At 63.3% G+C, this 25,503-nt stretch carries 24 protein-coding genes; 18 read left to right on the top strand and 6 right to left on the bottom strand.

Features of this window, described 5'->3' with window-relative positions:
* Nucleotides 1-268 precede the first annotated feature (268 nt).
* Complete coding sequence (gene ilvD / locus FJ948_RS02520) at nucleotides 269-1,993, top strand: dihydroxy-acid dehydratase (protein ID WP_140701622.1); 1,725 nt, start codon at nucleotides 269-271, stop codon at nucleotides 1,991-1,993.
* Nucleotides 1,980-2,828, top strand: coding sequence for a tetratricopeptide repeat protein (locus FJ948_RS02515; RefSeq protein WP_140701621.1), 849 nt, complete (start codon nucleotides 1,980-1,982; stop codon nucleotides 2,826-2,828). The genes ilvD and FJ948_RS02515 overlap by 14 nt, the downstream gene beginning before the upstream one ends.
* Nucleotides 2,829-2,917: 89 nt before the next feature.
* Here the strand turns inward: FJ948_RS02515 and FJ948_RS02510 are convergent, their stop codons facing one another.
* The 4 genes from FJ948_RS02510 to erpA form a co-directional block, all read right to left on the bottom strand.
* Nucleotides 2,918-3,217: a hypothetical protein gene (locus tag FJ948_RS02510; protein WP_140701620.1), complete on the bottom strand. Its 300-nt coding sequence runs from the start codon at nucleotides 3,215-3,217 to the stop codon at nucleotides 2,918-2,920.
* A 92-nt stretch (nucleotides 3,218-3,309) separates the two neighbouring features.
* Complete coding sequence (gene xth, locus FJ948_RS02505; RefSeq protein WP_140701619.1) at nucleotides 3,310-4,104, bottom strand: exodeoxyribonuclease III; 795 nt, start codon at nucleotides 4,102-4,104, stop codon at nucleotides 3,310-3,312.
* A 7-nt stretch (nucleotides 4,105-4,111) separates the two neighbouring features.
* Nucleotides 4,112-4,504, bottom strand: a complete 393-nt coding sequence (locus tag FJ948_RS02500; RefSeq protein ID WP_140701618.1) for a VOC family protein — start codon at nucleotides 4,502-4,504, stop codon at nucleotides 4,112-4,114.
* 10 nt (nucleotides 4,505-4,514) lie between these two features.
* Nucleotides 4,515-4,862, bottom strand: a complete 348-nt coding sequence (gene erpA, locus FJ948_RS02495) for an iron-sulfur cluster insertion protein ErpA (protein WP_140701617.1) — start codon at nucleotides 4,860-4,862, stop codon at nucleotides 4,515-4,517.
* Nucleotides 4,863-4,938: 76 nt separating this feature from the next.
* Here erpA and FJ948_RS02490 point away from each other — a divergent pair, with 76 nt between their 5' ends.
* The 13 genes from FJ948_RS02490 (at nucleotide 4,939) to FJ948_RS02430 (ending at nucleotide 20,848) form a co-directional block, all read left to right on the top strand.
* On the top strand, nucleotides 4,939-6,153 hold the full coding sequence (locus FJ948_RS02490; protein ID WP_140701616.1) for a deoxyguanosinetriphosphate triphosphohydrolase: 1,215 nt from the start codon (nucleotides 4,939-4,941) through the stop codon (nucleotides 6,151-6,153).
* A 61-nt stretch (nucleotides 6,154-6,214) separates the two neighbouring features.
* Nucleotides 6,215-7,972, top strand: coding sequence for an arginine--tRNA ligase (argS, locus tag FJ948_RS02485; protein WP_140701615.1), 1,758 nt, complete (start codon nucleotides 6,215-6,217; stop codon nucleotides 7,970-7,972).
* A gap of 103 nt (nucleotides 7,973-8,075) precedes the next feature.
* Entirely contained in the window at nucleotides 8,076-11,462 is a 3,387-nt protein-coding gene (locus FJ948_RS02480; RefSeq protein WP_140701614.1) for an SPOR domain-containing protein, read from the top strand.
* Nucleotides 11,463-11,626: 164 nt separating this feature from the next.
* The gene (gene nagZ, locus FJ948_RS02475) at nucleotides 11,627-12,646 is read left to right on the top strand and encodes a beta-N-acetylhexosaminidase (protein ID WP_140701613.1); all 1,020 of its coding nucleotides are present in this window, start codon (nucleotides 11,627-11,629) and stop codon (nucleotides 12,644-12,646) included.
* A gap of 62 nt (nucleotides 12,647-12,708) precedes the next feature.
* Nucleotides 12,709-13,509, top strand: a complete 801-nt coding sequence (locus FJ948_RS02470; RefSeq protein WP_140701612.1) for a ScpA family protein — start codon at nucleotides 12,709-12,711, stop codon at nucleotides 13,507-13,509.
* A complete protein-coding gene (gene scpB / locus FJ948_RS02465; RefSeq protein ID WP_140701611.1) occupies nucleotides 13,506-14,270 on the top strand; it encodes an SMC-Scp complex subunit ScpB in 765 nt (254 codons plus the stop codon). The genes FJ948_RS02470 and scpB overlap by 4 nt, the downstream gene beginning before the upstream one ends.
* A gap of 179 nt (nucleotides 14,271-14,449) precedes the next feature.
* A complete protein-coding gene (locus FJ948_RS02460; RefSeq protein WP_095087696.1) occupies nucleotides 14,450-14,671 on the top strand; it encodes a twin-arginine translocase TatA/TatE family subunit in 222 nt (73 codons plus the stop codon).
* Nucleotides 14,672-14,701: 30 nt separating this feature from the next.
* On the top strand, nucleotides 14,702-15,442 hold the full coding sequence (gene tatB / locus FJ948_RS02455; protein ID WP_140701610.1) for a Sec-independent protein translocase protein TatB: 741 nt from the start codon (nucleotides 14,702-14,704) through the stop codon (nucleotides 15,440-15,442).
* Complete coding sequence (tatC, locus tag FJ948_RS02450; protein ID WP_096446762.1) at nucleotides 15,439-16,314, top strand: twin-arginine translocase subunit TatC; 876 nt, start codon at nucleotides 15,439-15,441, stop codon at nucleotides 16,312-16,314. The genes tatB and tatC overlap by 4 nt, the downstream gene beginning before the upstream one ends.
* Before the next feature lie 103 nt (nucleotides 16,315-16,417).
* Nucleotides 16,418-17,722 carry a serine--tRNA ligase gene (gene serS, locus FJ948_RS02445; RefSeq protein WP_140701609.1) on the top strand — a complete coding sequence of 435 codons (1,305 nt, stop codon included), beginning with the start codon at nucleotides 16,418-16,420 and terminating at the stop codon, nucleotides 17,720-17,722.
* Nucleotides 17,722-18,480, top strand: coding sequence for a 5'/3'-nucleotidase SurE (gene surE / locus FJ948_RS02440; protein WP_027043770.1), 759 nt, complete (start codon nucleotides 17,722-17,724; stop codon nucleotides 18,478-18,480). The genes serS and surE overlap by 1 nt, the downstream gene beginning before the upstream one ends.
* Nucleotides 18,477-19,136 (top strand): protein-L-isoaspartate(D-aspartate) O-methyltransferase, encoded by a 660-nt coding sequence (locus FJ948_RS02435; protein WP_140701608.1) that lies wholly within the window; start codon nucleotides 18,477-18,479, stop codon nucleotides 19,134-19,136. The genes surE and FJ948_RS02435 overlap by 4 nt, the downstream gene beginning before the upstream one ends.
* Nucleotides 19,137-19,300: 164 nt before the next feature.
* Nucleotides 19,301-20,848: a peptidoglycan DD-metalloendopeptidase family protein gene (locus tag FJ948_RS02430; RefSeq protein ID WP_140701607.1), complete on the top strand. Its 1,548-nt coding sequence runs from the start codon at nucleotides 19,301-19,303 to the stop codon at nucleotides 20,846-20,848.
* Between the two features lie 108 nt (nucleotides 20,849-20,956).
* On the opposite strand, the gene FJ948_RS02425 is transcribed toward FJ948_RS02430, so the two are convergent.
* Nucleotides 20,957-21,847: an NAD-dependent epimerase/dehydratase family protein gene (locus FJ948_RS02425; RefSeq protein ID WP_140701606.1), complete on the bottom strand. Its 891-nt coding sequence runs from the start codon at nucleotides 21,845-21,847 to the stop codon at nucleotides 20,957-20,959.
* 113 nt (nucleotides 21,848-21,960) lie between these two features.
* Between FJ948_RS02425 and FJ948_RS02420 the strand changes: the two genes are divergently transcribed.
* The gene (locus FJ948_RS02420; protein ID WP_140701605.1) at nucleotides 21,961-22,782 is read left to right on the top strand and encodes an AraC family transcriptional regulator; all 822 of its coding nucleotides are present in this window, start codon (nucleotides 21,961-21,963) and stop codon (nucleotides 22,780-22,782) included.
* 38 nt (nucleotides 22,783-22,820) lie between these two features.
* On the opposite strand, the gene FJ948_RS02415 is transcribed toward FJ948_RS02420, so the two are convergent.
* A complete protein-coding gene (locus tag FJ948_RS02415) occupies nucleotides 22,821-23,711 on the bottom strand; it encodes an ATP-binding protein (protein ID WP_140701604.1) in 891 nt (296 codons plus the stop codon).
* A 287-nt stretch (nucleotides 23,712-23,998) separates the two neighbouring features.
* Between FJ948_RS02415 and yajC the strand changes: the two genes are divergently transcribed.
* Nucleotides 23,999-24,337, top strand: a complete 339-nt coding sequence (gene yajC, locus FJ948_RS02410) for a preprotein translocase subunit YajC (RefSeq protein ID WP_140701603.1) — start codon at nucleotides 23,999-24,001, stop codon at nucleotides 24,335-24,337.
* Between the two features lie 76 nt (nucleotides 24,338-24,413).
* Nucleotides 24,414-25,454 carry a hypothetical protein gene (locus FJ948_RS02405; RefSeq protein ID WP_140701602.1) on the top strand — a complete coding sequence of 347 codons (1,041 nt, stop codon included), beginning with the start codon at nucleotides 24,414-24,416 and terminating at the stop codon, nucleotides 25,452-25,454.
* Nucleotides 25,455-25,503 lie beyond the last annotated feature (49 nt).

Genomic DNA, 25,503 nt, shown 5'->3' with positions numbered 1-25,503 from the left:
GGCCGGGCAATGCCCGGCCTTTTTCGTTTAGGCGGGGACTGCCGGCGAGCCCCTCATCCGACCTGCGAAGCCTATACGTCGGGCCGGTTGCGCCTTCTGCGAATGTGACGTTTTGGCAACACTTTCTGAACAACCCCCGCGCTAGAAGTCGGGCCGGGGAAATTGCCCATTTCCCGCCATAAACCCGGCGCACCTCGAACTTGTCTCGGGACACGCGCCAAAAGGCTCGGCGATGGGGCAGGCCGCACCGCCCGCGGCAAGGAAGAGAATGGACGCCAAGGTCATTTCAAAGGCTAAGCTCCCTAGCCGCCATGTGACTGTCGGTCCGGCACGTGCGCCGCACCGGTCCTATCTCTATGCCATGGGCCTGTCGGCGACCGAAATCGCGCAGCCGCTGGTCGGCGTCGCCTCTTGCTGGAACGAAGCAGCACCCTGCAACATATCGCTGATGCGCCAGGCGCAGGTGGTCAAGAAGGGCGTGGCAGCCGCCAACGGCACGCCGCGCGAATTCTGCACCATCACCGTCACCGATGGCATCGCCATGGGCCACCAGGGCATGAAGTCCTCGCTGGTGTCGCGCGAGGTCATCGCCGATTCGGTCGAGCTCACCATGCGCGGCCATTGCTACGACGCGCTGGTCGGCCTCGCCGGCTGCGACAAGTCGCTGCCCGGCATGATGATGGCCATGGTGCGGCTCAACGTGCCGTCGATCTTCATCTATGGCGGTTCGATCCTGCCCGGCAGCTATCGCGGCCGCCAGATCACCGTGCAGGATGTGTTCGAGGCGGTCGGCCAGCACTCGGTCGGCACGATCGGTGATGCCGAACTGCTCGAAATCGAGCAGGCGGCCTGTCCCTCGGCCGGTTCGTGCGGTGCCCAGTTCACCGCCAATACCATGGCCACTGTCGCCGAGGCGATCGGCTTGGCTCTGCCCTATTCCTGCGGCGCGCCGGCGCCTTACGAAATGCGCGACCGTTTCAATTTCGCCTCCGGCGAAAAGATCATGGAGCTGATCGCGAAAAACATCCGGCCGCGCGACATCGTCACGCTGAAGGCGCTGGAGAATGCGGCGACCGTGGTTTCGGCCACCGGTGGCTCGACCAATGCCGCGCTGCATCTGCCGGCGATCGCCCATGAGGCGGGGATCAAGTTCGACCTGTTCGACGTCGCGCGCATCTTCGAGAAGGCGCCTTACATCGCCGACCTCAAGCCAGGCGGCAAATATGTCGCCAAGGATATGTTCGAGGCCGGCGGCATTCCGCTGCTGATGAAGACGCTGCTCGACCATGGCTATCTGCATGGCGATTGCATGACGGTCACTGGCCGTACTTTGGCCGAAAACATGCAGCACGTTGCGTGGAATGAGCATCAAGACGTGGTCCGCCCGGCCAACAGACCCATTACCCAAACCGGCGGTGTCGTGGGGTTGAAGGGAAACCTTGCCCCAGAAGGCGCGATCGTGAAGGTCGCGGGCATGGCGGAGTTGAAATTCTCCGGCCCGGCGCGCTGCTTCGATTCGGAAGAGGAATGTTTCGAGGCGGTGACGAACCGCGCCTATCGGGAAGGCGAGGTTCTGGTCATCCGCTATGAAGGGCCGCGCGGCGGTCCTGGCATGCGCGAGATGCTGTCGACCACGGCGGCACTCTATGGCCAGGGGATGGGCGGCAAGGTGGCGCTGATCACCGACGGCCGTTTCTCCGGCGCGACGCGCGGCTTCTGCATCGGCCATGTCGGCCCGGAAGCAGCGGTTGGCGGCCCGATCGGTCTCCTCCGGGATGGCGACGTGATCACGATCGACGCGGTGAACGGCACGATCGAGGTGGCGCTGTCGCAGAGCGAGCTCTCGGCGCGGGCCAAGACATGGAAGGCGCGCACGACCGACTATCAGTCGGGCGCGATATGGAAATACGCACAGACGGTAGGGTCCGCCAGGGATGGCGCGGTCACCCATCCGGGCGGTGCGCAAGAAACACACTGCTATGCGGATATCTGAGTTGTTGAGGTCAACACCAGAGTTGTTGAGGTCATCTGTCCTGCCGGCACTGGTCGCGGTCGCGATCTTTGGCGCCGTGGGCCAGGCCATGGCCTTCGACGACAAGGTGTTCGACGACAAGACCGGGGTGAAGCCGCAGTCGAGCCCCTGGGCGGTGTTCCAGTTCGGGTTCTCCGCCTACAAGAGCGGCCATAAGGAGCAGGCCGCCGAGGCCTACAAATATGCCGCCGAGAACGGCCAGATCGGCGCCACCTGGAAGCTTGCCCGCATGTATGCCGAGGGCGACGGCGTGGCCCGCGACGACTATGAGGCGTTCAAGTTCTTCTCGGAGATCGTCGACCAGGACGTCGAGCCCGGCTCGCCGGAAGAAAGCTATGTCTCCGACGCGCTGGTGGCGCTGGGCGACTATCTGCGCACGGGCATTCCCGGCAGCCCGGTCACCGAGAACGAGGTGGCGGCGCAGGAATACTACATGCGCGCCGCCGCCAACTACCGTAATCCGAACGCCCAGTTCGAGATGGGGCAGATGTTCCTGAAGGGCGAGGGCGGCGTGAAGGCCAGCGTCAAGCAGGCCGGGCGCTGGTTCCAGCTCGCCGCCGAGAAGGGCCATGCCGGCGCGCAGGCGACGCTTGGCCATTTGCTGTTCCAGAGCGGCAAGATCGTGCGCGGCCTGGCGATGATGACCGCGGCCCTTGAGCGCGCGTCGCCGGCCGATCAGCCCTGGATTCGCGGCATGCAGGAAGAGGCTTTCGCCGCCGCCGGCGAGGCCGACCGCCGCACCGCTATCTCGCTAGCCGACGATATCCTGACCAAGGGCAACAACGCCGATCAGTAGGGCTGAACGGCCGGGAGAAATTCCCGGCGGGGCAGCGCTGGCGTTCCAGGCCTCGTCTGTTGCTTGCCGACGAGACGATCTCGGGAAAATCAGTTTTCGGTCGGCTCCGTCGGCACCATGCTTGGCGCTGGTGTCGAGATCGGCGTGACATGCAGGTGCGGCGCCGTGGTGTTTGACGGGCAGCTATCCCCAATCTTCGTCCAGGACGTGTTGTTGAGCACCATGTCGCAGCGCGCCAGATGACTTTGGTCGGCAACCGCCAGACAGGCGACCTGGCCGACCGGATAGGATTTTCCATTGGCAAGGCATTCCGGCGCGGCGAAGGCCGGCACGATCGCGGCCGTGGCGAATGCCAGGCCGATCGGATAAAGCGAAAATCGAATGGTCATGGGAACCCCGGCCGCCGCCATGATGATTTCCCATCATGCGCCCGATTGTGGCGACACGAGGTCCGGGTGATTCGGCGGCAGAAGGGGCTGCGTCAGGCCGGCTGCAGGGCAAGGTCGATCGCCACCGGGACGTGATCGGACGGTTTTTCCCAGGCGCGCACATGCTTTTCGATCGAGGCCGACGAGAACCGGTTCGCGGCTTCCGGCGACAGCAGCAGGTGGTCGATGCGGATGCCGTTGTTCTTCTGCCAGGCACCGGCCTGATAGTCCCAGAACGTGTAGGCATCGGGCGCATCGGTGACCGCGCGCACGGCTTCGGTGAAGCCGAGATTGAGCAGCCGCCGGAAGGCCTGCCGTGTTTGCGGCTGGAAGAGCGCATCGCCCAACCAGTTCTCCGGGAACCGCGCGTCGATCGGCTCGGGAATGACATTGTAGTCCCCGGCCAGCACCAGCGCCTCTTCCAACCTCAGGCGCTCCTGCGCCCAGCGCTCCAGCCGCGCCATCCAGGACAGCTTGTAGGGAAACTTCTTCTCGTCATCGATCGGGTTGCCGTTTGGCAGATAGAGCGAGGCGACGCGCAGCGCACCCTTGTCGGTCGAGAACACGCCTTCGATGAAACGTGCCTGTTCGTCGGTGTCGTCGCCCGGCAGGCCTCTGATGACCTCGTCGAAAGGAAGCTTCGACAGCAGCGCGACACCGTTGAAACCTTTCTGACCATGGGTCTCGACATTGTAGCCAAGCGCCTCGATCTCGGCGCGCGGGAACTGTTCGTCGACCGTCTTGATCTCCTGCAGGCAAACGATGTCGGGCGCGCTCTCGCTCAGCCAATGGGTGAGGTTGCCGATGCGGGCGCGCACGCCGTTGATGTTCCAGGTGACGATTTTCATGGCGACCTCAGTGTTCTTCCGGCGCAAGGCGTTCGACTAAACCGATCGTATTGCCTGCCGGGTCCTTTAGAAAGGCCATCCACTCGCTTTCCCCCGCCGGACCGAACTGGCCTTCAGTGTCGCGATGGACGAGAGCAGGTGGTGCGGTGAACGGAACGCCTGCGGCTTTTGCCTCGGCGTGGAAGGCTTCGAGGCCCGCTATGTCGAGATAGACGATGCCGGCCGGGATGCCGTCGGTGAACAGCAGCCTGACGTCGCCAGCCATCATGAAGGCGATGCCGGGCGGATCGTAGCGTGCATGCACGCCCATGCCGAGCACGTCGCGCCAGAAGGCGAGGGTGATGTCGAGGTCGCGCCCGGCCGATAGCGCGACCTGACGGACCGCGCCGATTATAGCCATAACGATATCGCTAGATGGAAAAACTGGTGCCGCAGCCGCAGGAGGCAACCGCGTTCGGGTTTCTGATCTGGAAGGACTGGCCCATAAGATCGTCGACGAAGTCGATCACCGAGCCGCCCATATAGACCAGGGACAGATCGTCGATCAGCACCGTGGCGCCGTCCTTCTCGATGGCGACGTCGTCGTCATTGCGCGCATCGACCAGATCGAATTTGTAGGAGAATCCGGAGCAGCCGCCGCCTTCGACCGAAACGCGTAGCGCCGTCTTGCCGGCTTCGGCCGAAACAATCCTGGCGATCCGCTTGGCGGCGGCCTCGGTCATCTCGACTTTCATGGCGGTCTTGGCATCAGCGCCCATGGGCGTCACCTTGCTTTCGGTTTCACATGATAGGTATGAAGCGCGACGGGGCAAGTCAACTGCGGCGGCATCAGCCATGACAAATGAGCTTGGCGACATCGGATTCGGCTATCGGCCGCGCGCGGCCTACGCCACCGATCCGGCGCGCTCGCGCGGCCGGCTGTTCGACGAGGTCGAAAGTCCGACCCGCACGCCGTTCCAGCGCGACCGCGACCGGATCATTCATTCGACGGCGTTTCGGCGGCTGAAGCACAAGACGCAAGTCTTCATCGCCCATGAAGGCGACCACTACCGCACCAGGCTCACCCATTCGATCGAAGTGGCGCAGATCGCGCGTGCATTGGCGCGTGCGCTGCGCGGCGACGAGGATCTCGCCGAGGCGGTGGCGCTGGTGCATGATTTCGGCCACACGCCCTTTGGCCACACAGGCGAGGACGCGTTGAACGAGAAGATGGCGGCGTGGGGCGGCTTCGACCACAACGCGCAATCGCTGCGCATCGTGACGCGCCTGGAGGCGCGCTACGCCGAGTTCGATGGGCTCAATCTGAGCTGGGAGACGCTGGAAGGCCTGGTCAAGCACAATGGTCCGCTCACCGACGGCAATGGCAAGGGCCTGAAGGGGCCGGTCCCGCAGGCGATCCGCGACTATTCGCAATTGCAGGATCTCGAGCTCGACCGGTTCGCCGGCATCGAGGCGCAGTGCGCGGCGATCGCCGACGACATCGCCTATAACACGCATGACATCGACGATGGGCTGCGGGCAGGGCTGCTGACGCTGGACATGCTGAAGGCCGTTTCGCTCCCTGGAACGATCCTGAATGGGGTGCGCGAGCGCTATCCCAGGCTCGACGACGTGCGCACCGGCCACGAACTGATGCGGCGCCAGATCACGGCCATGGTCGAGGATGTGATCAAGTCGACGACCGCCAATCTGGAGCGTGTCAACCCAGGAAGCGCCGACGCGGTGAGGGCGGCGGGCGAGACGATGGTGACCTTTTCGGCCGAGATGGCGCAAGCTGAGAAGGAACTGAAGGCCTTTCTCTACAAGCATCTCTACCGGCACCAGGAGGTGATGCGGGTACGTGCGGACGCCGAGCAGATCGTCAGGGACCTGTTCGACGCCTATTTCGCCGACCCGCGCGCCATGCCGGACGGCTGGCGCGAAGGGTTGGACCGGGCGGAGGATCGCATCAAGGCGCGCAGCGTCGCCGATTTTCTGGCCGGCATGACCGACACCTATGCCCTCAAGGAACACAGGCGTTTGTTTGACCGCACCCCGGATTTGAGCTAGGGCGGGCTCGATTTGCCGGCCAAAGGGCTGGATTCGTCGTAAAGCCGCCAGAGCATACACCATGAACATCTTCGCCGATTTCACCGCGCGAGTCGTAAAGGCTGTCGAAGCGCTCGACCTGAAAGACAAGGACGGCGTTTCGCCTGATCTGTCGCGCATCGCGGTCGAGCCGCCGCGCGACGCCAGCCATGGCGACCTCGCGACCAATGCGGCAATGGTGCTGGCCAAGCCAACCGGCCAGAACCCGCGTGCGCTGGCCGAGAAATTGGCGGAAGCGCTGCGGACCGACAAGGATGTCGCCGCCGCCGAGGTGGCCGGTCCCGGCTTCGTCAATCTCCGACTCCAGGACGGCTTCTGGCAGGCGCACCTGTCGGCGCTTCTGGGCGAGGGGCGCAACTACGGCCGCTCGACGATCGGCGCCGGCCGCAAGACCAATGTTGAATATGTCTCGGCCAATCCGACCGGGCCGATGCATGTCGGCCATTGCCGGGGTGCCGTCGTTGGTGACGCGCTCGCCAATCTGATGGCGTTCGCCGGTTACGACGTGACCAAGGAATATGTCATCAACGACGCCGGCTCACAGATCGACGTGCTTGGGCGCTCGGCGATGCTGCGCTACCGCGAAGCGCTTGGAGAAGATATCGGCGAGATTCCGGCGGGGCTTTATCCCGGTGACTATCTTGTCTCCGTCGGCGAGGCCCTGGTCAGGGAGTTCGGTCGTTCCTTGCTGCAGATGCCGGACGACGAGGCGCTGGCCATCGTCAAGGACCGCACCATCGATGCGATGATGGCGATGATCCGTGAGGATCTGGCGTTGCTCAACGTGCACCACGACGTCTTCTTTTCAGAACGCACGCTGCACGCCGACAATGCCCGGAAGATCCGCTCGGCGATCAACGACCTGACGCTGAAGGGCCATATCTACAAGGGCAAGCTGCCGCCGCCCAAGGGCGAGAAGCCTGACGACTGGGAAGACCGCGAACAGACGCTGTTCCGCTCGACCGCCGTCGGCGACGACATGGACCGGGCGCTGGTCAAGTCCGATGGCGCGTTCACCTATTTCGCCGCCGATGTGGCGTATCTGAAGGACAAGGTCGATCGCGGCTTTGTCGACCTGATCTATGTGCTTGGCGCCGACCATGGCGGCTACGTCAAGCGCTTGGAAGCCTTGGCCCGGGCGATTGCCGGCGACGAGGTCAAGCTCACCGTTTTGCTGTGCAACTTGGTGAAGCTGTTTCGCGAAGGGGAGCCGGTGCGGATGTCGAAACGGTCCGGCGATTTCGTGACTCTGCGCGAAGTGGTGGAAGAAGTCGGACGCGATGCGATCCGCTTCATGATGCTTTACCGCAAGAGCGATGCGCCGCTCGACTTCGACTTCGCCAAGGTGACCGAGCAGTCGAAGGACAATCCGGTGTTTTACGTCCAGTACGCCTCGGCGCGCTGCCATTCGGTGTTCCGGCAGGCGAGCGAACAGTTGGGGGAGGCGAATTTCGACCGCAACAGCCTGGCGGCCGCGGCGAGGTCGCTGACCGATGAAGGTGAAATCGGGCTGATCAGGAAGCTTGCGGAATATCCGCGCCTGATCGAGTCCGCGGCCCTTGCGCTCGAGCCGCATCGGCTGGCATTTTATCTCTATGATCTGGCTTCCAGTTTCCACGGGCACTGGAACCGTGGCACGGATAATCCGGACTTACGTTTTGTTAAGGTTAACGACCGACAATTGACGCATGCCAGACTAGGGCTGGTGCAGGCTGTTTCGGACGTGTTGACGTCCGGCCTGACGTTGATCGGAGCCGCCGCGCCCACCGAAATGCGTTAGGTTTGACTAAAAAACCTGTCACCTTTTGCCCACATTGCGCTGGTAAGGGCCAACCCTGCGCGACGTCCATGGCGTCCGAATGAGTGCGAGTTCGGGAACAATAATGGCAGACAGAACCCAGCTGAGAGTAGCCGACAACAACGACATCGCCGACGATGATCCGTTCGCGGAACTGACCAGGATCATGGGATTCGACCCACGCCAGCCGGTCAAGGCGCCGGCCCAGCCGAAAGCCGATGTCACCGGTCCATCCGCGGGAGAGGGCGATTTCGACATCGACCTCGAAAAGGAACTGATGGGCGAATTCGACGCTGCCGACAGCGTGGCTGCTCCGCTTGTCGAAGCTCATGAGCCGGCATTCGAGCCTGTGGCCGTCGATGTTGCGGACGACGATCTTGCGCTGTCTCTCGACGATGATTTCCACCTGGACTTGACTGATGTCGACGACCATGCGGCCGTTGCCAGCCATGGCAACGCCGGCGCGGCGCAAGCCGTGCCATCCGTTGAGCCCGCCTTCGACGGCGATTTCGACAATGCCGTCGCCAGTTCGCTCGAGGACGTTTCGCCTTTTGACGACGATCTGCCGATGGAGGACGAGCTCGCCGCCTCGCTCGACCGGGATTTCCGTATCGAGGACGAGGCCGCCGAGACCCGGCACGCCGTTGCCGAGGCTGCGGTTGTCGAGGCGCCGCCTGCCGTCGGGCCGGCCTCCGATGATGAATTTGACGACGCCGTCGCGATCTCACTCGAAGACGAGTTGATGCTCGACGACCATTCCATTGATCAGCGCCATGCGGCCGCTGTCGAATATGCTGAACCGGTGCAGGCCGCCGCGAATGAAACCCAGGCGATCTCCGATGAGGATTTCGTCGGCCACTTCGACGATGCCATGGCCGACGTCGACATGGATTTTGACGTTCGAGCGGATGAACCGGTCGCTTTCGATGAGGAGCCGGCGCACGAGTTGCTCGCCGATGCCGTCGAGACGCAGGACGAAATTCCAGGCGCCGACGCCGTTTCGGATGACGCTTTCGACCTGAATCTGGACGACGCGTTTGCCGTGCCTGCCGAAGAGCCCGTTGCCGAGATCGCCGCGGCCCCCGCGCAGCCGGCAGCGCCCGTGGCAAGCATTGCGCCGCCGGCGCAAGCCCCCGTTGCGGACGAACGAAGCCTCGAAGACGAGTTGAACGCGCTTCTCGGCGCCATGACCGCACGCACGCTGCCGTCGGCCAAGGAGCCAGCCATGGCTCAGCCCGTCGCGACCCAGCAGCCGGCCGCCGCGCTCGTTCAACCGCCTCTCGCCGCGACTGCAAAGACTGCGGATGAGCCCGCCGATCTTGTCGGTGAGCTCGACTGGGACCTCGAAGAGCCCGTATCCGAGGATGTGCATCACTCCGATCCTATCCGTGCCGCCGGCGCCGACCTCGACGACCTGCTGCTCGACGAGCTTCAGGATCGGGATTTCGGCTCGGATGCCGCTGAACAAGGCAATGTCGATTTCGACAATGATGCGTTCGACGCCGCGATGGCCAAGGATATGGATCCGCGTGACGAAACGGCGTCCCGCCAGGATCAACCCGATTCGCTCGATTGGCTGGCGGATCGATCCGCACCGTCGGAGCCGGCCCGTTCCTGGAGCCGCGTGACACCCGTTCCGCAACAGCCGTCATTTGCCGCGCAACCTGTCGCCTCGATGGCGGCCAGGACGGCGGTACCGGAAGTGGCCACCGTGCCCTCCTACCGATCGGCCGAGCCGGTTGCGGCTGCCCCCTATATGGCTCCCGCTTCGGCACCGCAGGCGCGGCAGCCCTCGCCTTATGAAGAGATGCCCGATGTCGAGACGGTCGATGTGCCGGAGCGTGTCGTGGCGCTGGCTGACGATCTCGACATTCCGGAATTGCATTTCGAGGAAGATGAGCCGGCGGCAGCCGGTTATGACGATCTCGACGCCGAATTCGCCAGCCTTTTGACCGAGATGAATTCGGTCGAGGTCGCGCCTGCGCCTGCCGGCAACGCCGCCTATGCCGACGAATCCTACAATGCCGGGTTCAATTCGGAATATGGCGCGGCCAATCCGGGATATGGCGCGGCCAATCCGGGATATGAGGACAATCGGGCATACGAAGAGCCCAGGCCGACCTATCAGCCGGAAGCGCGGACCTATGCGGCACGGCCGGCCGAAGCGCCTGCCCGCGCGTCGGCCTCGGGCTATGCCGACGCCGCCGAAGGTTTCGATCTCGACAACCTGCCCGGCAGCCAGCCGGTTTCGCAGGCGGACGATTTTGCCGTCAACGAACTCGACTACGATCCCGAACTGGACGAAGCGATGTCGGTTCCGGGCCTGGGCGAGCGGGAAGCCGCCAGGCCGTCGGGCCGGCGCGGCCTGTTCATTGCCGCGATTGTCGGTGCCGTCGCGGTCGCTGGCGGCCTTGGCGCCTTTGCGCTGTCTTTCGGCGGCAAGGGCGGCAGCGAAGCTCCGGTGATCGTCAAGGCCGACAATTCGCCGATCAAGGTCAAGCCGGAAAACCCGGGCGGCACCGTGGTGCCGAACCAGGACAACAAGGTTTATGACGCGGTGGTCAAGGGCGCGAAGCCGGCCGAGCCGGTCCAGCAGAAGCTCGTCACCAACACCGAGGAACCGGTGGACGTGCAGGCGAAGGACCCGGCCCGCGCCGTCGATCTTTCCGCCGACCAGAACGCCGCCGCCGGTACGGATGGCGGTGGGGATGCTTCGACCGCAGGCGCGGCCCCGGCCGACACCGCGGCGCCAGCGCCGAAGTCGGAGGATCGCATCGCGCAGGTCCTGCAGGACGCCGACAAGGGCAACAACAACGATGTCGTTGCCGTTGCGCCGCGCAAGGTCAGGACCATGGTGGTCAAGTCCGACGGCTCGCTGGTGGCCCGCGAGGATCCGGCCCCGGCGGCACCGCAGGTGGCCGCGGCCGAGCCGACCGATCCGGCGCCGCAGCATGTCGCGCCTGCCGGAGCCGACCAGACTGGCGCGGACCAGACTGGCACCGACCAGACTGGCACCGTGGCGCCCGCCGCCGCGCAGGCCGACGACGAGCCGGCCCTGAAGCCCGCCGCCAAGCCCGCCAAGGCTGAAGCCAAGGCGCAGTCGGCCAACACGCCGGCCAAGGTGGCGATCGCGCCGCAGCGTCCGTCCGACCAGCCGGTCGACGTGGTCGGCGAAGTCAAGCCCGATCAGGTCGCGTCCATCGATCCGGCCTCGACCGCGACCGGCAACGGTTCGTGGTCGATACAGATCGCTTCGCAGCCGACGGTGGATAGCGCCCAGTCGACCTATCAGGATCTGCAGCGCCGCTATGGCAGCGTGCTTTCCGGCCGCACGGCCAACATCGTCAAGGCCGAGATTGCCGGCAAGGGCACGTTCTACCGAGTCCGCGTTCCCGCCCAGTCGCGCAACGATGCCATCAATTTGTGCACCAGCTACAAGGCCGCGGGCGGCAACTGCTTCGTATCGCGCTAGACCTCGATCGACTTCTTCAAAGCCGGCGCGGCCCAAGGCCGCGCCGGTTTTTTGTATGGCGACATTCATATGCCTGACTTTTTCATGTGGAAGCTTGTCTTGCAGCCCGCCGCATGCGGTCGGGGATGATTCCCTTTGGTCGCGCGAAGCCCTAGACTCCTGAAATGACCGAATCAAAATCCATGATCCTCGGCTGTGCCGGGAAATCGCTCACCCGCGAGGAAATCAATTTCTATCGCAATGAATGCCCATGGGCCTTCATCCTGTTTGCCCGCAACATCGGCGAGGCCGAGCAGATCCGCGATCTGGTCGCCGAGATGCGTGACTGCATCGGCCGTCCCGATGCGCTGGTGTTCATCGACCAGGAAGGCGGCAGGGTGCAACGCCTGCGGCCGCCGCTGGCGCCGAACTACCCGGCCGGCGGTGCGCTTGGCGCGCTTTGGCGCGACGATCACGACGCCGGTGCCCGGGCCGCCTGGCTGATGGCGCGGCTGCATGCCTTCGACCTGTTGCGCTACGGCATATCAGCCGATTGCCTGCCGGTCCTCGACGTGCCGATCGAAGGGGCCAGCGACGTCATCGGCGCGCGCGCCTATGGCAAGGATCCGCGTCCGGTCATCGAGCTTGGCCGTGCAGCGGCCGAGGGCCTGATGTCGGGTGGCGTGCTGCCGGTGATGAAGCATATTCCGGGGCACGGCCGCGCCTTTGCCGACACGCATTTCGAACTGCCTGTCGTCGACGCCTCGCTCAGCGATCTGCAGCGGCATGATTTCGCCCCGTTCAGGGAGCTCAACCATCTGCCGATGGCGATGACGGCGCATGTCGTCTACAGCGCGATCGACCCAAAAAACCCGGCGACGACTTCCGGCAAGGTCATCGACGAGATCATTCGACGCGAGATCGGCTTCGATGGACTGCTGATGAGCGACGACACCTCGATGAAGGCACTTTCTGGGGATTTCCCGACAAAGGCGGCCTCGATCCTTGCGGCGGGCTGCGATCTGGTCCTTCACTGCAACGGTGTTTTCGAGGAAATGGCGGGCATCGCATCGCGCACCACGGGGCTTGAAGGCAAGGCGCTGGAGCGCGCCAAGCGGGCGATGACCTATATAAGCAAGCAAGACGCGGTCGAAGAGACCGAGATTCGCGCTGAATTCGCCACCTATTTCGATGCGGTGGCCTGACGAAGGGAAGTGACAGGGTCGTGGCGGAAACATTGGAAAGCAAGGCTCCAAAGGCCGCACCGATGGACCGCCTGTGGGCCGAGAACGACGATTCACGCGTCACCGGCGATCCGTCGCTGGTCGTCGACGTGGCCGGCTTCGAAGGCCCGCTCGATCTTCTCTTGCATCTTGCCCGCACTCAGAAGGTCGATCTGGCGCGCATTTCTATCCTGGCACTGGTCGAGCAGTACCTGACCTTTGTCGAGACGGCGAGGGCGCTGCGACTTGAGCTTGCCGCCGACTATCTTGTGATGGCGGCGTGGCTCGCCTTCCTCAAGTCGAAGCTCCTGATCCCCAAGCAGCCGGGCGAAGAGGGCGAAAGCGGCGAGGAACTGGCGGCGGTGCTGCAATTCCGGCTGAAGCGGCTCGAAGCCATGCGCGACGCGTCGGCGCGGCTGGTCAACCGCAACAGGCTCGGCCGCGACGTGTTCGCCCGCGGCATGCCCGAAATGGTCATTATCGAAAAGCGCAACGCCTATTCGGCGTCGCTCTATGATCTCTTGACCGCCTATGCGCAGCAGCGGCAGAAGCAGGCGATCAACAACGTGACGATCGCCAGGCGCGGCGTCTGGTCGCTCAAGGACGCGCGCGACATCCTGACCCGCCTTGTCGGGGCTGTAAGCGACTGGACGACGCTGGAAAGTTTCCTGATCGTGTACATGACCAGCCCCGAGGAAAGGCGCACGGCTATCGCCAGTTCCTTCGCGGCGACATTGGAACTGGTGCGCGACGGCACGATGGACGTGCGGCAGGATCAGACGTTTGCCCCGATCTACCTGCGCGGTCGCGTGCAGGCAATCAAGGCAGTGGAGGTGGCATCATGAGCGAGCGCGCCAACGCTTCGGTTGTCCCGTTCAAGGTCGAGGACGAGCCTGAGCAGGAGCTGTTTTCCGAGGATGCGGCTGAGCAGGCGCGGAACCCGGCCGAGCGGCTGCACATGGCGCAAGCCGTGCGCATGGCCGAGGCGATCGTGTTCGCCAGCGCCGAGCCCGTGAGCGAAAAGCAACTGACCGCACGGCTGCCCGACGGCATCAATGTCGCCGCGGCCATGGCCGAGCTGCAGCAGATCTATGCGCGCCGCGGCGTCAATCTGGTGCGGGTGGGCGACGCTTGGGCGTTCCGCACCGCCGGCGACCTGGCCTTCCTGATGAGCCGCGATACGGTGCAGCAGCGCAAGCTGTCGCGGGCGGCGCTCGAAGTGTTGGCGATCATCGCCTATCACCAGCCGGTGACGCGCGCCGAGATCGAGGACATCAGAGGCGTCGAGACCTCGAAGGGGACGCTCGACACGCTGCTCGAGACGGAATGGGTGCGCATGCGCGGCCGCCGCAAAACGCCCGGTCGTCCCGTCACCTATGGCACCACCGAAACCTTCCTCGATCATTTCGCGCTGGAGGAGATCCGCGATCTTCCCGGTATGGAGGAACTGAAGGGCGCCGGTCTGCTGTCAGGCCGCATGCCGTCGAATTTCTCGATCCCGCTGCCGCCGGCCGATCCCGACGCGCTGACCGAGGACGAGGATCCGCTGACCGACATCGACCTCGAGGAACTCGGTCTCCTGACGCCGCGCGTCACGGAAGATTGACCGCGAGCGCCTATCAAAAGCCATCCTGCGGCTTTACATGCGCCGTTTGGTAGCGGGCCGCATAGCCGAAAATGCGTGACATCCGACACCCTTTCATAAACTCTGTCGCGGTTGTGTTTGAATCCCATCGCGAAAACGCATAGATCATCGCCAGGGAAAACATTCGAGAGAGATTTGCTATGGGTTCATTTTCGATTTGGCACTGGATGATCGTGCTGGTCATCGTGCTTCTGGTGTTCGGCCGCGGCAAGATCCCCGAGCTGATGGGCGACATGGCCAAGGGCATCAAGAGCTTCAAGAAGGGCATGGCCGACGACGACGTTGCAGAGGACAAGCGTACCGTCGAACACCGTGCCGATGAGACCGTTTCGGCCGCGAAGGAAAAGGCCAGCAAGAGCTGAGCCAAAAAGTTCTAGTCGGAACAGATTGCCATGTTTGAAGTCGGCTGGACCGAAATGCTGGTGATCGCGATCGTCATGATCGTGGTCGTCGGGCCGAAGGATTTGCCCAACATGCTGCGCACCTTTGGCCGCACGACGGCCAAGCTGCGCGCCATGGCCGCCGATTTCCAGAAGCAGTTCAACGAGGCGCTGAAGGAAGCCGAGCTCGATGACGTCAAGAAGTCGGTTGACGAGCTCAGGGGCCTGAGCCCGGTTGCCGAGATCAAGAAGCAGCTCAATCCGTTCGAACAGGCCGCGGCCGATGTGCGCGCGGGCGTTGACGCGGCGATGAAGCCGAAGCCGGCCACCGATCCCTCGGTCCCCGCCGCTTCGACGCCGCAGGCGGCCGAGCCGCTGAAGAACGGCGCAACTGAAATGCCAGGCGTCAACGGGCCTCAACCGACGACACCAGCGCCGATTTTTCCGACGATGACCGATGAATCGGCGGCATCCACGGGTCCTGCCGTTGCGACGAAGGCAGCCAAGAGAACCGCCAAGACGGCACCGGCTGCGAAGGCGCCGGCCAAGGCCTCGGCATCCACGAAGGCAGTGGCGGCAAAAGCCCCACTGGCGCCCAAAGCGGCGACAAAGACCACGACGCCGGCAAGACCTGGAAACGTGGCTGCAGAGAAGCCTGCCGCGGCCAAGGTAACCGCCAAGGCGTCGGCGAAACCGAAACCTGCCGTGGCGAAGAAGCCGGCGGCCAAAAAGACGGCTGGAGCCGCCAAGTGAGCGTTTCGGACAAGGAAAAGGACGAGATCGAAAAATCGTCGGCGCCATTGATGGAGCACCTGATCGAGCTGCGCAGGCGGCTGATCTGGTCGCTGGGTGGCTTCTTCGTCGCGTTCCTGGTTTGCTTCTTCTTTGCCAAGAAGCTGTTCAACTTGCTGGTCGTCCCGTTCAAATGGGCGACGAAATGGGCGGGGCTCGACCCGCACAAGGTCGAGCTGATCTACACCGCGCCCCAGGAATTCTTCTTCACGCAGGTGAAGCTTGCCATGTTCGGCGGCATGGTCATCGCGTTTCCGCTGATCGCCACGCAAATCTACAAGTTCATCGCGCCTGGCCTCTATAAGAACGAGCGCAACGCCTTCCTGCCGTTCCTGATCGCATCGCCCATCCTGTTCCTGATGGGCGCCTCGCTGGTCTATTTCTTCTTCACGCCGATGGTGATGTGGTTCTTCCTCGCCATGCAGCAGGTAGGCACGGACGACCAGGTACAGATTTCCCTGCTGCCGAAAGTGTCGGAATATCTCAGCCTGATCATGACGCTGATCTTCTCCTTCGGCCTGGTGTTCCAACTGCCGGTGGTGACCAGCCTGATGACGCGTGTCGGCATGCTGTCGTCCAAGGCGCTGGCGGAAAAACGCAAATGGGCGATCGTCATCGCCTTCATCGTGGCTGCGGTGCTGACACCTCCGGATCCGATGAGCCAGATCGGCCTGGCCATTCCGACCATCCTTCTCTACGAGGTCTCCATCTGGGCCGCGCGATGGATCGAGCGGGATCAGGAAAAACAGCGGCTTGCGCGCGAGAAGCAGGAAGCCGGCGAGACCGTGGCGGACAAGACACCGGACGAGCCTCCGGCGCCGGCTGCTTCGTAAGACTTTGGCGGCGACGGAAAACGACAACCGCCGCCCCGCCTCGTCTTGCATCGATCAAGGATGCGGTTTACGCCCTCAAACCTTAGCTTGAGGACGGATAACCATGCTTGACATCAAATGGATTCGCGACAACCCGAAGGCTCTCGTCGAGGCGCTCACCAAGCGCTCGTGGTCGGCCGGTGAGGCGCAGTCCACGGTCGATGACCTGATCACCCGGGACGAAGCGCGGCGCGAACACGTCACCGAGCTGCAGACCAAGCAGGAGCGCCGCAACGCCGCCTCGAAGGAGATCGGCAACGCCATGCGTTCGGGCGATGCCGCACTTGCCGAAAAGCTCAAGGCCGAGGTCGGCGAGATCAAGACCTTCATCCAGAATGGCGAGGCGCGCGAGCGCGAACTCGACAAGGCGCTGAACGACGCGCTGGCGGTGCTGCCCAACGTGCCGTTCGACGACGTTCCGGTCGGCAAGGACGAGCATGACAATGTCGTCAGGCATATCGTCGGCAAGGTGCCGACGCGGCCGAACTGGGTGAAGGAGCATTTCGAGATCGGCGAAGTGCTCGGCATGATGGATTTCGAGCGCGCGGCAAAGCTGTCGGGTTCGCGTTTCACCGTGCTCAAGAGCGGCCTGGCGCGGATGGAACGCGCGATCGGCCAGTTCATGCTGGACCTGCACACGACCGAGCACGGCTATGAGGAAATTATCCCGCCGTTGATGGTGCGTGACGAGGTTCTCTTCGGCACCAACCAGTTGCCGAAATTCGAGGAGGATCTGTTCTTCACGCCGCACGGGGAGGGCAGGCTTGGCCTGATCCCGACCGCCGAAGTGCCGCTCACCAACCTGGTGCGCGAGGAAATCACGGCTCATGAGAAACTGCCGCTGCGCTACACCGCGCTGACGCCCTGCTTCCGGTCCGAGGCGGGTTCGGGGGGGCGCGATACGCGCGGTATGCTGCGCCAGCACCAGTTCTATAAGGTCGAGCTGGTGTCGATCACCGACCAGGACTCCTCACTCGCCGAACACGAGCGGATGACGCAATGCGCCGAGGAGGTGCTTAAGCGGCTCGGCCTGCCGTTCCGGACCATGGTGCTGTGCACCGGCGACATGGGCTTTGGCGCGCGCAAGACCTATGACATCGAGGTCTGGCTGCCCGGCCAGAATGCCTATCGCGAAATCTCGTCCTGCTCGGTCTGCGGCGATTTCCAGGCGCGGCGCATGGATGCCCGCTACAAGGACAAGGACGGCAAGGGCAACCGCTTTGTCCATACGCTCAACGGCTCCGGCACCGCCGTCGGCCGCGCGCTCATTGCCGTCATCGAAAACTACCAGAATGAGGATGGCAGCGTAACCATTCCTGAAGTGCTGCGGCCTTACATGGGCGGTCTGGAAAAGATCGAATCGAAATAATGCGCATTCTTCTGACCAATGACGACGGCATTCATGCCGAGGGCCTGGCGTCGCTCGAACGCGTCGCCCGCACGCTGTCGGACGATGTCTGGGTGGTGGCGCCGGAGCAGGACCAGTCGGGTTACGCGCATTCGCTGTCGATTTCGGAGCCGCTGCGGTTGCGCAAAATCGGCGAGAAGCATTTTGCCGTACGCGGCACGCCGACCGATTGCGTCATCATGGGCGTCAAGAAAATCCTGCCCGGTGCCCCCGACCTGATCCTGTCCGGCATCAATTCTGGCGCCAACATCGCCGACGACGTGACCTATTCGGGCACCGTCGCCGGCGCCATGGAAGGCGCGCTGCTCGGCATCAGGTCGATCGCGCTCAGCCAGGGCTACAGCTATGTCGGCGAGGACCGCGTCGTCCCTTACGAGACGACCGAGGCGCTGGCGCCGGCGCTGCTGAAGAAGCTCGTCGCGACGCCGCTTCCCGATGGCGTGTTGCTCAACGTCAATTTCCCCAACTGCCTTCCCGAGGAGGTGGCCGGCACGGTGGTCACCTCGCAGGGCAAGCTGGTGCATAGCCTGTGGGTCGACGAGCGTCGCGATGGGCGCGGCCTGCCTTACTACTGGCTTCGCTTCGGCCGCGAGCCGGTCGAAGGCAAGCAGGGTACCGACCTCCATGCCTTGCGCAACCGGCTGGTGTCGGTGACGCCGTTGCAGCTTGACCTTACCGCGCATGAGATCCGTGACCAGCTGAGCAAGGCGCTTGCATGAATCAGGGCTTTCCAATCGATGATCGCGAGGGATTCGCCGCGTTCCTGCTGCGCCTGCGCGGCCGGGGAACGGTGCCGAAGGCTCTGATCGCGGCTTTCGAGGCGACGCCGCGCCGCGGCTTCCTGGCGGCGCAGTTCCACCAGATCGCCTGGTCGGACCGCATGCTGCCGATCGAATGCGGCGAAGCGATCGAAGGGGCCGACATGCAGGCGGCGGTGATCGCCGCCCTTGCCATCGAAGCGGGAAACCGCGTGCTCGAGATCGGCACCGGTTCCGGCTACACATCGGCTGTCATGTCGCGGCTGGCGGCGCGGCTCGTCACCATCGACCGCTACAAGACGCTCGTCGAGCAAGCCAGGCAGCGTTTCGAGGCGCTCGGCATCGGCAATGTCATCGTGCGCCAGGCCGACGGTTCCAATGGATTGCCCGCCGAGGGGCCGTTCGACCGTATCGTCGCCTGGGCGGCCTTCGACAGCCTGCCGCGTTTCCTGCTCGACCAGTTGTCGAGCGGCGGCATCGTCATCGCGCCGATCGGTCCGGAGGAGGGCGAGCAGGTGCTGGCAAAGCTTACCAAGGTCGGCAGCCGTTTCGAACGCGAGGATATCGGCATGGTGCGGCTGCAGCCGATCCTGCGCGGCCTGGCGGCGGTTATCTAGTTTAAGGCCGGCCGCGGATCTCTTTCGGCCCTGCTCTGCGGGTCGCCGACCATCCTCAAATGTTTTAAGAAAATTTTCGTCGGATTCTAATGGGTTAACCGCCCAGTAACATTAACGCGCTTTAATCCTGTCCAGTTGGTGCAGCGTTTGTGCGGGTTAGTGCGATGCAACTAAGTGTTTTGAAGGCAAATGGTCGCAATCTGGCGCGGGGCTGCGCTGTCTTGATGATTGCGGGCGCGGCGGCAGGGTGCAGTTCCCAGGCTTCGCGGTTCAACAGCGTCGATGACGTGTTCACCTCCTCGACCAACAATCAGCGCACCATCATCAACAAGCAGGATGCCGTGCAGCCCTATCCGGGCGATGTCGTGGCTGCTCCTCTCGACGGCAGCCACACGCAGTCGGTGAGCCGCTCCAGCCTCGAGCCGGTTTCGAGCCGGCCGCTGCCGCCGCCGGTTTCCGCGCAGGCGCAGCCGGCTCCAGCGCTCGCGCCGGCCGCCAATCCGGTGCGTGTCGCATCGGCACCGGCCCTGGTCCGGCCCGCTCCCCATCTCGACAGGACGGCGACCGGCACTGTCGAACCGGCCGCGAAGCCGTTCAAGAATGCCCAGCCCGACGCGCCGAAAATGGCCGAGGCGGGCAGGCCGCACGCCACCGAAATCGTCGTCAGGGACGGCGAAACGATCAATGGCATCGCGCAGCACTACAAGGTGCCGGCCGACGTTATCATGAAAGTGAACGGCCTGAGCGCAACCAAAGGGTTGAAGAGCGGCCAGAAGCTGGTCATCCCGGCCTATGCCTATTCGAGCAAGGCGGAGCCGAGGGTTGCCGATGCCAAGCAGTTGAAGGACGGGCCCGCGAAAGACGGCAAGCACGACCTGCCGGCCACGGCGCCGGACAAGGTGGCCGTGCTGCCGCAGCAGCCGAAGCTCAAAGAGGGCAAGTCCGCTGCCCAGGTCGATGCGTCGGCCGCGGCGAACCAGTCCAAGGAGCCCAAGCCGGCACAGGTGGCCAAGGCGACCGGCGTCGCCGGCACCTATACGGTCCAGTCGGGCGACACGATGTCCTCGGTCGCCAGGAAGACCGGCGTCGGCGTCGTTGCGCTGAAGCAGGCCAACGGCATGAAGGACGGCATATTGAAAATCGGCCAGACCTTGAAGGTGCCGGCCGGCGGAACGGCGACGGTCGCCAGCGCCAAGCCGGCCAAGGTCGATCCGGTGACCACGGCAACGACGCAAGCTCCGGCAAACGCCACGCCTTCGGAAACGCTTGCCTCCTACACGCCGCCGAAGAAGGACGCCAAGGTCATCCAGCAGGCCGAGGATGACGACGCGGTGGCGCCGGATGCGACCGGCATCGGCAAGATGCGCTGGCCGGTGCGCGGCCGGGTGATCTCCGGTTTCGGATCCGGCAAGGATGGCGTCGACATCGCCGTGCCCACCGGCACGCCGGTCAAGGCAGCCGAGAACGGCGTCGTCATCTATGCCGGCGACGGGCTCAAGGAATTCGGCAACACGGTGCTGGTGCGCCACGAGAACGGCCTGGTCACCGTCTATGGCCATGCCAGCTCGATCGAGGTCCAGCGCGGCCAGAAGGTCAAGCGTGGCCAGGAGATCGCACTGTCCGGCATGAGCGGCACGACGGACTCGCCGAAGCTGCACTTCGAAGTGCGCAAGAATTCGGCACCGGTCGACCCCTCGACCTATCTCGAATAGAAGAAAAGAAGCGATATGCGGGCCGTCTGACCTCCAGTCCGGCCCGCCGGCTCAGCCCGTTCCGCAAGGAGCGGGCTTTTTCAGTTCTGGCGGATGCCTGTTTCAGGTTCAAAGATGATCGCGGAGCGTGTCGGCGATCATGACCTCGAGGCTGCTGGCCTTGATGCCGAGAAGCATCTCGGCGTCGGAAGAATCGACCAGCAACGGGTTCTCGAAAAGATAACGCATCTCGATCAGCTCATGCATGCCCAATGCTTCCATCTCGGCAATGGAATAGGAACGGATTTCAGAGACCTCTCGTCGAAGCATCGCGGCGGTTTTCTGGATGAGCTCCCTGGGTGAGGCGTATTGCGAGGGAACGTGAAAAGCGCGCCCCCATTCGCCGGAGTAGCGGGAGGCCGCGACAAGCGTCCTGGCGACATCCTTGGTAAAGGCCCAGGCATGTGTTGCGTCGAGGTTTCCAATGAAAGCGGTGGGTTTCCCCTCGATGATGGAGGGCAGCGCAACCAGCGAGAAGTAGCTGATGGCGCCATGTCCGAGATAGTCGCTGGACCGCACTTCGATCGCGGGAACGTCGGCACGGACCGCCCGCTGCCACATGATCGTCCTGGCGGTTCCTTTCTTCGAAGTCGGGTCCAGGCAATGGTCGGACCGAAGCGGGCTGTCGGCATTTTCCCCATAGCCATAGAGGTTTCCCAGCACGATCAGCTTCGCGCCGACCGTCTCGGCCGCGCGCACGGTGCCGTCGATGATCGGGAAGAAATCAGTCGGCCACCGGTGATAGGTGGCCATGGCACACATGAAGATGGCATCGGCGCCTTGGCAGACACGCGCGAGTTCCGAGGCATCGGTGGCGTCGGCCTTTACGGTCCGTACGTTCGGCAGCGCGTTCGGACCGACGCTTCGGCTGGTGAGAACGACATCATGTCCTTCCTCGCCAAGAAGGCGGGCGGTCTCGCGACCGACAGGACCTGCTCCGATAACAACATAGAAACTCATGGCATAACCTCTCGTCCAAGTTTGATTGAGAGGCGTGAGTACAGGTCCGCGGCATTGAAAATCGCGCGGGAATTGCCAAATCTCGAACAGGTTTTGCCATGAAACGAGAGATCATGCGTTCGCAATTCGCTCCGGCCCAGGCCGCGCCCGACGTAACGATGGCCTCCAGGCATGTCAAAGCCGGCGTCCATCGTTTGCCCCGGGCGTCACACCATCGCATCATGGTGCATGCCAGCGCGGCGACGCGCTCCTACTGCAATCAGGTCGGACGATATTTCGTCAGGCGCGCCGGCGATATCGACCTGGTGCCGGCTGGCCAGGAGGGCGGCTTCGAGGCCGAAACCCCGTTCGACACGATGGAGATTGCGTTGCAGCCAGCCTTGATGGACAGGGTGGCGGCGGAGCTTGGCGGCAAGGCGCAAGCATTGCGGCTCGACACGCGCCACATGCTTCGCGACCAGCGCATCGAACATCTCGTCCGGGCGCTCGAGAGCGAACTGAACGCTAACGCGCCGAGCGACCCTTTGTTTGCCGACAGCATCGGCGCCGCATTGGCGGTGCGGCTGCTTGGCCTCGGTGAACCGGATATCGATCCAACGAACCGTTTGTCGGATACCCAGCTCACGCGCGTGCTGGAGCACATCGAGGCGGCTCTCCACGAGCCGCTTTCGATCCAGCGACTAAGCCGTGTCGCCGGTGCGAGCAGCTCGCATTTGCGGACATGGTTCAAGGTGGCGATGGGTGTCACCTTGCACCGCTACGTATTGCGGCGTCGCGTCGAACGCGCATGCGTTCTGTTGCGGCAGGCTGAACTCAGCACAAGCGAAGTGGCTGAAATGAGCGGCTTCGCGCATCAGTCACATCTTGCGCACTGGATGCGCCGCGAGATCGGCCAAACGCCGCGCGACCTGCGGCGGGCGCCACCGCTCAAATAAGCCTGCGCTGGATCGCGTTGGTTACGCAATCCAATGCTTCAATCGCTCAACGGCTTGCCGAGCCGTCCGGCCAGGTCCTGCGTGAACTGCCAGGCGACGCGGCCCGAGCGGCTGCCGCGCGTCGTTGCCCATTCCAGCGCTTCCGCCCGCAACTGCTCGGGGTCGATGTCGAGGCCATGGTGGCTGGCATAGCCGTTGACCATGTCGAGATATTCGTCCTGCGAGCATTTGTGGAAACCCAGCCACAGGCCGAAACGGTCGGACAGCGAGACCTTTTCCTCGACCGCCTCGGACGGGTTGATGGCGGTGGAGCGCTCATTGTCGATCATGTCGCGCGGCAACAGATGCCGCCGGTTCGACGTGGCGTAGAAGATGACATTGGCGGGGCGGCCCTCGACGCCGCCTTCGAGCGCTGCCTTCAGCGACTTGTAGGACGTGTCGTCATGGTCGAAGGAGAGGTCGTCGCAAAACAGGATGACGCGGAAAGGGGCTGCCTTCAGCAGGCCCATCAGCTTGGGCAGCGTGTCGATGTCCTCGCGGTGGATTTCGATCAGCTTCAGCGGCAGGCCGGATTTGGGCTTTCGTGAATTGGCCTTGGCGTTGATTTGCGCATGCACGGCCTTGACCAGCGACGATTTGCCCATGCCGCGGGCGCCCCATAACAGGACGTTGTTGGCGGCAAAGCCGGCGGCGAAGCGCTCGGTGTTGTCGACGAGGATGTCGCGGACGCGGTCGACGCCGCGGATCAGGCTGATGTCGACGCGGTTGACCTTGCGCACCGGCTCCAGATAGCCGGGATCGGCCTGCCAGACGAAGCAATCGGCCACGTTGAGGTCGGTTTCAGGCACCGGCGGCGGCGCCAGGCGGCTGACGGCCTCGATCAGACGGTCCAGTTTCTGGTTCAGGGCGTCGATGCTGGTGTCGGTCATATCAGGTCTTTTTTGCTTCGGTTCTTGCGGTGGCAGGCCGAACCGGTTCGATTCCGGCGGTTTCGAAACCGGTTGCAACCATTTGTTCGAACGTGATCTTTTCCGAAAACCGGCTGCCGGTTTTCGTGATCCTGCTCTAACACGGCTAAACAGGCCGGAAAAGCAGCGGATTTGCCTGGCGCCGCAGTTGCATTGACAACTTTACCGACTATATTCCGGCCAAATTTCGCGGAGCCGCCAAATCTCGCTTAACCGGCGGCTGTTTTTCAAAATTCAGGAGTACCTCGATGTTCGTGACACCGGCATACGCCCAAGGCATCGGCGGCGCCTCTCCCGATATGTTCATCAGCATTTTGCCGTTTGTCCTGATTTTCGTGATCATGTATTTTCTAATCATCCGCCCGCAGCGCACGCAGCTGAAGAAGCGCGGCGAGATGCTGGCGGCGGTCCGCCGCGGCGACACGGTCGTCACCGGCGGCGGTTTCGTCGGCAAGGTGACCAAGGTGATCGACGACAACGAACTCGAGATCGATCTTGGCGGCACCAAGGTGACGGCGCTGCGCTCGACGATCGCCGATGTGCGCGTCAAGGGCGAACCGGTCGCCAACCAGAACGCCAAGAAATAACCCGATTTCAGGCGGAGCGATCCGCGGACAGGGCTCTGACGAGCGACCGTATATGTTCCACCTTTGGCGCCTGAAGATGATGCTGACGTGGCTTGCCGTGGCCACGGCGCTCGTCTTCGATGCCTCGAACCTTTTCGCTGCCCCTCCACAGGCCATGCGACCCGAAGGGCTTGCCGACAGCGGGATGATCGTCGAAGCAAGCCAGCAAGATGGCATCCTGCTTCGTTTGAACGTGGCCGATGTGATCGAAGGGCGGCTGAAGGCTACACGCGGCGATATAAGGGCGCTGCTGCTCGACGCCAGGATTGGTTATGCTGGCCTCGCCATATCGGACAGGGCCGTGCAACTGCGCATCACCGATCCGGCTCGGCTCGATGCCGCCAAGGCAGCGCTCAAGACGATAACCGATCCTGTCGCGGACAGCGGTATTCAGGAAATGACTTTGGACGACGGCGGGTCCGCGTTGCTCAAATTCACTTTGACGGACGCGGGTTTGAAGTATCGGAACTCTGTCGCGATCACGCAGTCGATCGAGGTCATTAAAAACCGTCTCCAGGATTTGGGCGCCACGAGCGCGGTTGTCCAATCGGCGGGCAAGGACAGTATTCTTGTTCAGGCCCCGAGCATCATGGATCAACAGAGGCTGAGAGATGTCCTCATTCGGCCTGGTCGCCTAAGCTTCCAGTTGGTCGATCTTTCGATGCCCGTGAACGATGCGATCAGCGACCGCCCGCCTGTTGGCTCGGTGGTACTTTATACGCAGGACGATCCGCCAGTTCCTTATCTGGTCCAAAACCGGGTTATCCTCTCCGACAAGAACCTGCTCGACGCCAACGCAAACTACAATGCGCAAGGCGGTCAACCGGTTGTCGTATTCCGGCTCGATTCCAAAGGTACGGCACGGTTCAAACAGGTTACAACACAGAACATAGGCAATCCGTTTGCGGTGATCCTGGATGATCACGTGATTTCGGCGCCTGTCATTCGTGAGCCGATCGATGGCGGCTACGGTCAGATTTCGGGCAATTTCACGGCCCAGGAAGCCAAGAACATTGCCTTGCTGCTACGCACCGGCGCATTACCGGCAAGATTGACAATCGCTGAGGAAGCGCGATAGGGCCGGCCGTGATCAGAATGAGAAACGTACCCACGAACCGAACCGATGG

It is taken from the genome of Mesorhizobium sp. B2-3-12 (assembly GCF_006442205.1).
In the GTDB taxonomy this organism is placed as follows: domain Bacteria; phylum Pseudomonadota; class Alphaproteobacteria; order Rhizobiales; family Rhizobiaceae; genus Mesorhizobium.
Note: the sequence above shows the minus strand (reverse complement) of the source record. Positions and strands in the feature narration are given on the sequence as shown.

Excerpts from the sequence above, each read along its gene's own strand:
- ilvD (WP_140701622.1), top strand. The coding sequence starts at position 269 with ATGGACGCCAAGGTCATTTCAAAGGCTAAGCTCCCTAGCCGCCATGTG.
- FJ948_RS02515 (WP_140701621.1), top strand. The coding sequence starts at position 1,980 with ATGCGGATATCTGAGTTGTTGAGGTCAACACCAGAGTTGTTGAGGTCA.
- FJ948_RS02510 (WP_140701620.1), bottom strand. The coding sequence starts at position 3,217 with ATGACCATTCGATTTTCGCTTTATCCGATCGGCCTGGCATTCGCCACG.
- xth (WP_140701619.1), bottom strand. The coding sequence starts at position 4,104 with ATGAAAATCGTCACCTGGAACATCAACGGCGTGCGCGCCCGCATCGGC.
- FJ948_RS02500 (WP_140701618.1), bottom strand. The coding sequence starts at position 4,504 with ATGGCTATAATCGGCGCGGTCCGTCAGGTCGCGCTATCGGCCGGGCGC.
- erpA (WP_140701617.1), bottom strand. The coding sequence starts at position 4,862 with ATGGGCGCTGATGCCAAGACCGCCATGAAAGTCGAGATGACCGAGGCC.
- FJ948_RS02490 (WP_140701616.1), top strand. The coding sequence starts at position 4,939 with ATGACAAATGAGCTTGGCGACATCGGATTCGGCTATCGGCCGCGCGCG.
- argS (WP_140701615.1), top strand. The coding sequence starts at position 6,215 with ATGAACATCTTCGCCGATTTCACCGCGCGAGTCGTAAAGGCTGTCGAA.
- FJ948_RS02480 (WP_140701614.1), top strand. The coding sequence starts at position 8,076 with ATGGCAGACAGAACCCAGCTGAGAGTAGCCGACAACAACGACATCGCC.
- nagZ (WP_140701613.1), top strand. The coding sequence starts at position 11,627 with ATGACCGAATCAAAATCCATGATCCTCGGCTGTGCCGGGAAATCGCTC.
- FJ948_RS02470 (WP_140701612.1), top strand. The coding sequence starts at position 12,709 with ATGGACCGCCTGTGGGCCGAGAACGACGATTCACGCGTCACCGGCGAT.
- scpB (WP_140701611.1), top strand. The coding sequence starts at position 13,506 with ATGAGCGAGCGCGCCAACGCTTCGGTTGTCCCGTTCAAGGTCGAGGAC.
- FJ948_RS02460 (WP_095087696.1), top strand. The coding sequence starts at position 14,450 with ATGGGTTCATTTTCGATTTGGCACTGGATGATCGTGCTGGTCATCGTG.
- tatB (WP_140701610.1), top strand. The coding sequence starts at position 14,702 with ATGTTTGAAGTCGGCTGGACCGAAATGCTGGTGATCGCGATCGTCATG.
- serS (WP_140701609.1), top strand. The coding sequence starts at position 16,418 with ATGCTTGACATCAAATGGATTCGCGACAACCCGAAGGCTCTCGTCGAG.
- surE (WP_027043770.1), top strand. The coding sequence starts at position 17,722 with ATGCGCATTCTTCTGACCAATGACGACGGCATTCATGCCGAGGGCCTG.
- FJ948_RS02435 (WP_140701608.1), top strand. The coding sequence starts at position 18,477 with ATGAATCAGGGCTTTCCAATCGATGATCGCGAGGGATTCGCCGCGTTC.
- FJ948_RS02430 (WP_140701607.1), top strand. The coding sequence starts at position 19,301 with ATGCAACTAAGTGTTTTGAAGGCAAATGGTCGCAATCTGGCGCGGGGC.
- FJ948_RS02425 (WP_140701606.1), bottom strand. The coding sequence starts at position 21,847 with ATGAGTTTCTATGTTGTTATCGGAGCAGGTCCTGTCGGTCGCGAGACC.
- FJ948_RS02420 (WP_140701605.1), top strand. The coding sequence starts at position 21,961 with ATGCGTTCGCAATTCGCTCCGGCCCAGGCCGCGCCCGACGTAACGATG.
- FJ948_RS02415 (WP_140701604.1), bottom strand. The coding sequence starts at position 23,711 with ATGACCGACACCAGCATCGACGCCCTGAACCAGAAACTGGACCGTCTG.
- yajC (WP_140701603.1), top strand. The coding sequence starts at position 23,999 with ATGTTCGTGACACCGGCATACGCCCAAGGCATCGGCGGCGCCTCTCCC.
- FJ948_RS02405 (WP_140701602.1), top strand. The coding sequence starts at position 24,414 with ATGATGCTGACGTGGCTTGCCGTGGCCACGGCGCTCGTCTTCGATGCC.